This is a genomic window from Mesorhizobium sp. M4A.F.Ca.ET.090.04.2.1 (assembly GCF_003999085.1).
Taxonomy (GTDB): Bacteria; Pseudomonadota; Alphaproteobacteria; order Rhizobiales; family Rhizobiaceae; genus Mesorhizobium.
The window spans coordinates 1-8,465 of the sequence record NZ_RZOT01000248.1; the positions used below are offsets into that span (position 1 = coordinate 1).

At 65.2% G+C, this 8,465-nt stretch carries 8 protein-coding genes; 7 read left to right on the top strand and 1 reads right to left on the bottom strand.

Features of this window, described 5'->3' with window-relative positions; genetic code table 11:
* The 7 genes from EN781_RS18175 to EN781_RS18205 form a co-directional block, all read left to right on the top strand.
* Nucleotides 1-2,571: DUF2339 domain-containing protein (locus EN781_RS18175; RefSeq protein ID WP_145965544.1), on the top strand; the 2,571-nt coding region annotated here is incomplete at its 5' end.
* A 141-nt stretch (nt 2,572-2,712) separates the two neighbouring features.
* Nucleotides 2,713-3,231 (top strand): sigma-70 family RNA polymerase sigma factor, encoded by a 519-nt coding sequence (locus EN781_RS18180; RefSeq protein WP_126055709.1) that lies wholly within the window; start codon nt 2,713-2,715, stop codon nt 3,229-3,231.
* Complete coding sequence (locus tag EN781_RS18185) at nt 3,228-4,019, top strand: anti-sigma factor (protein ID WP_126055708.1); 792 nt, start codon at nt 3,228-3,230, stop codon at nt 4,017-4,019. The genes EN781_RS18180 and EN781_RS18185 overlap by 4 nt, the downstream gene beginning before the upstream one ends.
* Nucleotides 4,020-4,226: 207 nt before the next feature.
* Nucleotides 4,227-5,324: a peptidase C39 family protein gene (locus tag EN781_RS18190; RefSeq protein ID WP_126055707.1), complete on the top strand. Its 1,098-nt coding sequence runs from the start codon at nt 4,227-4,229 to the stop codon at nt 5,322-5,324.
* Nucleotides 5,325-5,329: 5 nt separating this feature from the next.
* The gene (locus tag EN781_RS18195; protein ID WP_126055706.1) at nt 5,330-6,793 is read left to right on the top strand and encodes a RimK family protein; all 1,464 of its coding nucleotides are present in this window, start codon (nt 5,330-5,332) and stop codon (nt 6,791-6,793) included.
* 123 nt (nt 6,794-6,916) lie between these two features.
* Complete coding sequence (locus EN781_RS18200) at nt 6,917-7,189, top strand: DUF3303 family protein (RefSeq protein WP_126059163.1); 273 nt, start codon at nt 6,917-6,919, stop codon at nt 7,187-7,189.
* A gap of 99 nt (nt 7,190-7,288) precedes the next feature.
* Nucleotides 7,289-7,927 (top strand): hypothetical protein, encoded by a 639-nt coding sequence (locus EN781_RS18205; RefSeq protein ID WP_126055705.1) that lies wholly within the window; start codon nt 7,289-7,291, stop codon nt 7,925-7,927.
* A 5-nt stretch (nt 7,928-7,932) separates the two neighbouring features.
* Here the strand turns inward: EN781_RS18205 and EN781_RS18210 are convergent.
* On the bottom strand, nt 7,933-8,465 hold a 533-nt coding region (locus tag EN781_RS18210; RefSeq protein ID WP_245492609.1), incomplete at its 5' end, for a LysR substrate-binding domain-containing protein.

The following is an 8,465-nucleotide window of genomic DNA, read 5'->3' on the forward strand; positions in this document are numbered from 1 at the left end:
GCCGAAGTCGCGTCTCCTCCTGTGGCGGCTGATGTGCCCGCCGAAGCGCCGGCGGCGCAGCCCGCCGCTGCAGTGGGCGAGGTCGTTTCCGGACCCTGGGCCAAGGACGAGGCGCCGACAGCGGCGGAACCTGCGGCAGGCCCCGCCGAGGCCGCACAACCGGCGAAGGCCGCGCGGCAGACCGACGTCGAGACCGCGCTCGGCACCCGCTGGGCGGTCTGGGTCGGCGGCATCGCGCTGGCGCTCGGCGGCCTGTTCCTGATCCGCTATACCATCGAAGCCGGCATTTTCGGCCCCGGCGTGCGCCTCACCATGGCCGGCATTCTCGGCCTGGTGCTAGTCGGCGGTGGCGAATTCATCCGCCGCACCGGCTTCAAGGTGCCAGTGCAGGGTGCCGCCGGCGCTTATATCCCGGCGATCCTGACGGCGGCCGGCGCCTTCATCCTGTTCGGCACCATCTATGCCGCGCATGGCATTTACGGCTTCATCGGTCCGGCGCTGGCCTTCACGCTTCTCGGCGCCATCGGCGTCGCCACTATCTCCGCATCGCTGGTCCATGGCCTGGCGCTGGCCGGCATCGGCCTGATCGGCGCCATGGCGACGCCGGCGCTCGTCTCCTCTCAGGCGCCCAATCCCTGGGCGCTGTTCGTCTATCTGGCGATCGTGCTTGCCGCCACCGCGGCGATTGCCCGCCTGCGCGACTGGAAGGCGCTCGCCGCGGCGGCCTTCGTCGGCACCGGCCTCTGGACCATCCTCTACATGGCCAACACGCCCGCTGCGAACCTGTCGGCCATCCTGTTCATCAATGCCGCGACGCTGGCGGTGCTCGCGTTCGTCTGGCTGGGCGCCCGCGGTGCCGAAGCCGAATCCTCCGGCGGTTTCGACTGGCCGTCGATCGCGCCCGCTATTTTCGTCGGGCTTTCGGCGCTCGGGCTTTCGGTCGACCCGGCCTTCATAGTTGCCGGCGATGCCCTGGCGGGCGCCGCGCTCCTTGCCGCTATGCTGGCGGTGGCACTCTATCAACCGCGCGCGCTGCCGCTTCTCCATGCCGCCGGCCTGGTGACGGCGATGATCTATCTCGGCATCATCCCGCCGACCTCGATCGGTTCCGAGTTCATCGGCGGCAGCCTCGGCGTTGACGGCCAGCCGGTGGTGGTGTCCGATCAGTTGACGCGCAACATCGGCGTCGGGCTCGGCCTGCTGTTCATCGCCGCCGGCTTCTGGGCCGCGCGTCGATGGGTGGCAACCGCCCGCATCCGGTCGGCGTCCTGGGCGGCCTGGGGCGTGATCGCGCCGTTGGTCGTGCTTACGGCGCTATGGTTCACATTCGGCAATCTCGACCGCGACTTCCTCTACGCTGCGGTCGCGGCTCTTCTGGTCGTGGCCTTCGCCGCCGGCGGTGAATGGATCGCGCGCGCCGAGGAGCCGCCGCTCAAGGGAGACGTCGCCGTCTCCTTCGCGCTCGGCGGCGCCGCGATCGCCGCCCTGTTGATGCTGCACATGCCCTTCGGCTCCGGCTGGACCACCGTGCTTGTCGGCGCCGCGGCCGTCGTACCGGCGCTGGCGACCCGCTGGCGGTCCTATCCGGTGCTCGGCTGGATTTCGGTTGGCGCCGTCGTCGCCACGCTTGGCCGCGTCGCCTACGACCCGACCATCGTCGGCGCTGCATCGCTGTCGACGACGCCTATCTTCAACTGGCTGCTGCCGGGCTACGGCGTGCCGGCGCTGGCCTTCGGCTTCGCCGCCTGGCAGCTCGCCCGCACCACAAACGGCCGGCCGCGCCTGGCGATGGAAGCGGGGGCAGCGCTCTTCGCGCTGCTCACGCTCGCCATATTGGTGCGCCACGCCATGCATGGCGGTGTGCTGGACACCGGCACGGTCACGCTCGCCGAACAGGCGATCTACACGCTGATCGCCATTGGCGCCGGCGCCATCCTGGTCGCCATCGACAGGCGCTCGCCAAGCTCGGTGCTGCGCTACGGCTCGATGGCCGTCGGCGTGCTCTCCGTCGCCTTCGTCGCCGTCCGGCATTTCGTGGTGCTGAACCCGCTGTTCACCGACGAATCGACAGGGACGATCCCGGTGTTCAACCTCCTGTTCCTCGCCTATCTCCTGCCGGCGGTCGCCACCGGCGCGCTGGCGCTCTACGTCCGCGACAAGCGCCCCCGCTGGTATGCGCAGATGCTGGCGCTGGTCGCCTCGCTGCTCGCCTTCGCCTACGCGACACTGTCGGTCAGGCGGCTGTTCAAGGGCGAGTTCATCGGGTTGTGGAGCGGGCTCGGCCAGGTGGAGACCTACACCTATTCAGCGCTCTGGCTGGCCATCGGCGTCGCGCTACTGACCGCCGGAGTGTGGCTGAAATCGCAGGTGCTGCGCGTCGCATCCGCAGCGCTGATCGCGATCGCCGTGCTGAAGGTCTTCCTGTTCGACATGTCGGAGCTGGAAGGCGTGCTCAGGGCGCTGTCCTTTATCGGCCTCGGCGCCGTGCTGATCGGCATCGGCCTCTTCTACCAGCGGCTGTTGACGCGCGCGGCGAATGAGAAGGCGGAACAAGCAGAAACGATCGGCTAGCCGGGAATAAATCCGCACCCACCAGCGTTCATTCCATTGCTTGGGTGACCGGAGCGGTGGACCGCTTCGCGCTGGCTGCTTGCGCCGCGCCGGAAAGGCGCGTTCAATCTGGATGGGAAACGACCTCGAAAACCAGCGGTCATGGACGAAAAGAAGGCAGCGATCCTTGGCGAAATTCCGCGTTTGCGCCGCTACGCGCGCTCGCTGCTGCGCGACCGCGATTCCGCCGACGACCTCGTCCAGGACTGCCTCGAGCGGGCGCTGGTGAGGCTTGACAACTGGCAGACGGGAGAAAGCCCCAGGAGGTGGCTGTTTACGATCATGCATCATCTGTTCATCGACCAGATGCGCAAGGTGAACCGGCGCGGCGAGGCGGCGATGCTGCCGCTAGAGGCCGGTGAGGCGCAGGCCGCTCCCGCCGATCAGGTTGGGAGCATCGCCTCGCGCGAGATCATGGATGCCTTGCAGGCGATCAGCCCCGATCGCCGCGCAGCCCTGGTCATGGTGGCGATCGAAGGGTTTTCCTATGCCGAGGCGGCCAATATCCTCGGCGTGCCTGCCGGCACGCTGATGTCGCGCATCGCGCGCGGGCGCGAGGAACTGCGTGGCCTGCTGGATGACACGGCGCGCCGCCGCTCGATAAGGATCGTCGAGAAATGACCCGGCGCGATTTCTCCGAACGCGACATCCACATGGCCCTTGACGGCGAGCTGCCGGGCGAGGAGCGCATGGCCTATGAGGCCTGGCTCGAGGCCAATCCCGAAATGAAGGCAAGGGCCGCCCGCTTCGTCGCCGACCGGGCGGCCCTTCGCGCCGCCTTTGCCGGCGTGCTCGACGAACCGGTGCCGGCACGGCTGAAGCAGGCCGTGTTCGGCGAGGCGCCGGCGAGGACGACAGCGTGGCGCGCGCGCTGGTGGCTTTCGGCCGCCGCAGCAGCGGTGCTGGTGATCGGCGGGCTCGCCGGCTATGTCGCCGGCATTGATGGCATCGGCAGGGGAGGCGAAAGCGAGGACCTGCTCGCCGAGCAGGCGATCGCCGCCCACGTCATCTATGCCGCCGAGAACCGCCATGCGGTCGAGGTGCCGGCGAGCGACAAGGACCATCTGCAGACCTGGCTCTCCAACCGCGTCGGCCTGAAGCTGGTCGCTCCCGATCTCGTGGCTGAAGGCTTCCAGCTCGTTGGCGGCCGGTTGCTGCCGGCCGGCCAGGGCAAGGCGGCGATGCTGCTCTACGAGGACGCCAAAGGCGAGCGCATCTCGCTGTTCGTGACCGCCGAATCGGCCGGAAAGTCCAAGGGCACCTACGCGGCCGAGGCTGACGGTCCCGAGGCTGTCTACTGGCTGGACGAGGGCTATGGCTGCGCCGTCGTCGGCTCGCTGCCGCGCGAGCGTCTGGCGGCCGTCGCCAAGAGTGCCTACGGCCAGCTTCTGGCCGGCCTTGCCAGTTGAAAACCGGCGTTTTTCTGACATCGGCGCCATTCCGAAAACAGCGCGCCAGTACAGCGCTCCTTCAGCATTGGACCACTATTCAGCCTGTCACAATTCGGCCCTAATCGAGGTGCGAAAGCGCTTGACGAATACCGGTGATTGCGCCGGTATACCGATGTTTCGACCGGGGCCGTTTCCACAATCCAATCGAGGTTTTCTGAAGCCCGCATGCCTGCCGAGATCCGCAAGGCCCGCGTGTCCGACGTCGATGACCTCGCCGCCATCGAGAAGGCCGTCTTTTCAAGCGACCGCATGTCGCGCCGCTCCTTCCGCCAGCTGATCGAGCGCGAGACCGCCGAAATGCTGGTTGCCGAAAGCGATGGCCGCGTCGCCGGCTATGCCGTGGTGCTGTTTCGCAAGGGCAGCGGCGTCGCCCGTCTCTATTCCATCGCCGTCGGTCCCTTCTTCGGCCAGCTCGGCATCGGCCGTCAACTCCTGGCGGCAGCGGAGGAGGCGGCCTTCGAGCACGACCGTATGATGCTGCGCCTCGAAGTGCGCGAAGACAATCATCGCGCCATCCGCGTCTACGAGCAGGCCGGCTACCGCAAGATCGGCCGCGAGCCGGACTACTATGAGGACGGCGCCACCGCGCTACGCTACGAAAAGACGCTGCGCGGCGACGTGCCGATCGCCACCATGGTGCCGTTCTATCCGCAGACCTGCGAGTTCACCTGCGGACCATGCTGCCTGATGATGGCGATGGCCAATTTCGACCACGGTTTCGTGCCCGATCCGGTGATGGAAATCCGCCTGTGGCGCGAGGCGACCACTGTCTTCATGATGTCTGGGCCTGGCGGTTGCGAGCCGTTCGGACTGGCGGTGGCCGGCTATGAAAGCGGGCTCGCGGCGGAGATCTTCGTCTCCTTCCATGGCGCGCTGTTCCTGCAATCGGTGCGCAGCGAGGACAAGCGCCGGGTGATGGAGCTTGCCCAGGTCGACTTCCGCCGCCGCGCGGAACTTTACGGCATTCCGGTGAATTACCGTTCATTCGCCCTCGACGATGTTCGCAACGCCATCGCCGGGGGAAAGCTGGTGCTGGTGCTGATCAGCGGCTTCCTGATGTTCGGCAAGAAGGTTCCGCACTGGGTGCTGGCGATCGGCGACGACGGCGACCATATCCTGATCCACGATCCCTGGGTCGAGGACGAGCGGCAGGAGACGATCCTTGATGCGGCCAATATTCCCGTGCCTTACGGCATCTTCATGAACATGGCGCAGTTCGGCCGTGACGGATTGCGTGCCGCCATCATTCTAGGGAAGCGCTGAAGACAATGACCTGGGTCATCCTTACCGGAAGGCAGAACGACCTCGACCAGGTGGCGACGCCGCACAAGATCATCACCAACCGTGATTATCTTGCCCATCCTTCGCTGTTTCGCGGCCAGCGGCCGAAGGTCATCAACCTGTCGAACAATTACGGCTACCAGAGCCGCGGCTACTATGCCTCGTTGCTCGCCGGTTCGCGCGGCCACAAGGTGATCCCGACGGTCGAGACCATGATCGACCTGTCGGAGCGCAAGCTCTACGAGCATGCGCTGCCCGAACTGGAGCTTGCGCTCAACAAATGCCGCAAGGATCTCGGCGGCGTTTTCCCTGCCAAGGTCGCCATCTTCTTCGGCATCGGCCCCTCCAAGGTGTGGGACCGTTTCGCCAAGCTGCTCTTCGACTGGTTCCGCGCGCCGGCGCTGGAGGTTCACATCAAGGACAGCGCCGAATGGGCCTCGATCCGCAAGATCGGCTTCCTGCCGCTGGCCCGCATGACCGATGATGAGGAAGCCTTCTTCCTGCAGTGCCTGGAGACCTACACCAACCGCGAATGGCGAGACACCAAGGGCCGCACCCCGGCGCGCTACACCTTCGCTACGCTGGTCGATCCGCATGAGGAATTGCCGCCGTCCGAGATTTCCTCGCTGCGCTACTGGGCGCGGATCGCCGAGAAGATGGGCGTCGAAATCGAGCCGATCACCAGGAAGGATCTGGCCAAGCTCGCCAACTACGACGCGCTGTTCATCCGCGAGACCACCTCGATCTCCAACCACACCTACCGCTTCGCCCGCCGGGCGCAACAGGAAGGCATGCCCGTCATCGACGATCCGCTGTCGATGATCCGCTGCACCAACAAGGTCTATCTGAACGAGCTGATGACCTACAACAAGGTGCCGGTGCCGCCGACCGTCATCATTGCCGGCACCTCGGATCTGGAGCTGGCAGCGCAGACGCTGGGCTTCCCGCTGGTGTTGAAGATCCCGGATTCCTCGTTTTCGCGCGGCGTCAAGAAATGCGGGAACCTCGAGGAACTGACCCGGCTCGCCACCGAATGGCTGGAGGATTCCGATCTCCTGATCGCGCAGAAATTCATCCCGACCGAATATGACTGGCGTGTCGGCGTGCTCGGCGGTCAGCCGCTGTTTGCCGTGCACTACCTGATGGCCAAGAAGCACTGGCAGATCGTCAACCACAAGGCCAATGGCAAGCCCGACCAGGGCGGCATCAAGACCTTCACGCTGAAGGAGACGCCGCATCATGTCGTCGAGACGGCGGTCAAGGCGGCGCGCTGCATCGGCGACGGCCTCTATGGCGTCGACCTCAAGGAGACCAAGGATGGCGTCTTCGTCATCGAGGTCAACGACAATCCCAATCTCGACCACGGCTGGGAGGATTCGGGCGAGAAGGACGAGGTCTGGGTGCGGCTGACGCAGTGGTTCCTGGACCGGCTGGAGCGGCCCGGGCGGTAGCGGCCGGGAACGGAATTGAGGAACTGGGGAAGTGAGGAACTGAGGAAGTTAGGACGGATGGCTGCGCTAGCCACTCAATTCTCCAGTTCCTCAATTCCTGTTCGCTCAAACTGGGGGAAAAGCATGCTGTTTTTCGTGATCGAGGATTTTCACGGCTGCGACCGCAAGGAGATCTACCGTCGCTTCCGCGACCGGGGCCGGCTGAAGCCGGATGAGCTTGTCGTCCACCACAGCTGGATCGCGGCAGATATGAGCCGCTGCTTCCTGTTGGTGGAAGCCGACGACGTCACGCTCCTGCAGCGTTGGGCCATCGAATGGAATGATCTGGTGGAGTTCGAGATCATTCCAGTCGCCACCAACAAGGACATGGTTGCGGCTTTGGCCGGGCATCTCTGACCGCAGCCATTTGCTTAATTTGGAGCGAACCGTCTAACCGCAGCTTAAGCCCATCATGCTACCCGCAGATATTGAGGGTTGCTTGGGGATTTTGAATAGATGATGAAGCTGTTTCAATCGGGAAGTTGCGGCCAGATACTATATTTCTGCCTGCTGCTTTTCCTTGTTGGATTCGATTTTGCCAAGGGCCCGATCGAGCATTTTCTGGTTGGAACAAAAGAGGGCATCCAGGATCAGGTCTACGCATCCAACGGCGCCAATATCGCCCAGAGCCAGAGGTCCTTTGTCGAAGGGTTGAAGACTCCCGATCAAGGCATGCATCCACAGCCGGAGTCGGTGCGAGAGCATGCCTCGGGCATGGTGGTTCAGGCGCTCGCCATGGAGGCAAAGAACTCCGCCATCGGAACGATCTACATCTCCATGCTCGTGGCGATGGGCTTCGCGACCATTGTTGCGATGATATGGATGGTGTTGGCGCGTGTGCGTGACATTGGCTGGCCAGCCACGGTGGGTTTCGGCGTTCTTGCTCCGAAACTGGCTGTCTCGGTTCTTCCGGGAAGCCTTCCGCCGCTTACCTTCGAGGTCCTGCAATACGGCTTCATCGCCGCGATCATACTGCTCGGGTTCGTGCCGGGCGGATTTGCCCACGGGCCTCGGGCCGAGCCGGTGAGGCAGGCCGTCGCAGCGGAACCGGCCCGGCGCATTCCAGGTCAATTCGGCCAAAGGATGCGACCGTAGGCTTACTACGGGGATGCTTGATCGGCGAAATTAGCCATAAGCGCCGGCGATCTGACGGCGCGCGCGCATTCCTCGATCAGCCAATCGCGGAATGCCGCCACAACGTCGCGCCGGGCGCTGCGCTCTGGGATCGTCAGGCAATAGGGCTGGCGCAGGTCCGCCGTGCGGAGGACCGGCCGAACCAGCCGGCCGTCTTCGAGCGCCTGGGCGCAGTAGATTCCCTGGACGAGCGCCACGCCTAGCCCTGAAATGGCGAGGTCGAGCGCTGCCCGTGACGAGTTTGCCGACAGGCCGCGCCGCGCCGATCGGCCCGGATCGATCCCCGCCGCCTCGAACCAGTTGCGCCAGGACGGGAACGACGCGCCGGTCGGTCCCCAGTCCGTATGGATCAGCGGCAGGCCGGCGAGGCCGTCACGCTTCATCGCGCCGGTCAGCGCCGGCGCGCAGACGGGATAGACGGCGTCCCGGACGATGTCCTCGGTCGGGTGCTCGCGATAATGCGGACCGTAAGAGAGCCTGATGTCGATCAGCTCGCGGT

Bases quoted from the DNA above. Each gene is read 5' to 3' on its own strand.
- EN781_RS18190 (WP_126055707.1), top strand. From the start codon at position 4,227: ATGCCTGCCGAGATCCGCAAGGCCCGCGTGTCCGACGTCGATGACCTC.
- EN781_RS18205 (WP_126055705.1), top strand. From the start codon at position 7,289: ATGATGAAGCTGTTTCAATCGGGAAGTTGCGGCCAGATACTATATTTC.
- EN781_RS18200 (WP_126059163.1), top strand. From the start codon at position 6,917: ATGCTGTTTTTCGTGATCGAGGATTTTCACGGCTGCGACCGCAAGGAG.
- EN781_RS18185 (WP_126055708.1), top strand. From the start codon at position 3,228: ATGACCCGGCGCGATTTCTCCGAACGCGACATCCACATGGCCCTTGAC.
- EN781_RS18180 (WP_126055709.1), top strand. From the start codon at position 2,713: ATGGACGAAAAGAAGGCAGCGATCCTTGGCGAAATTCCGCGTTTGCGC.
- EN781_RS18195 (WP_126055706.1), top strand. From the start codon at position 5,330: ATGACCTGGGTCATCCTTACCGGAAGGCAGAACGACCTCGACCAGGTG.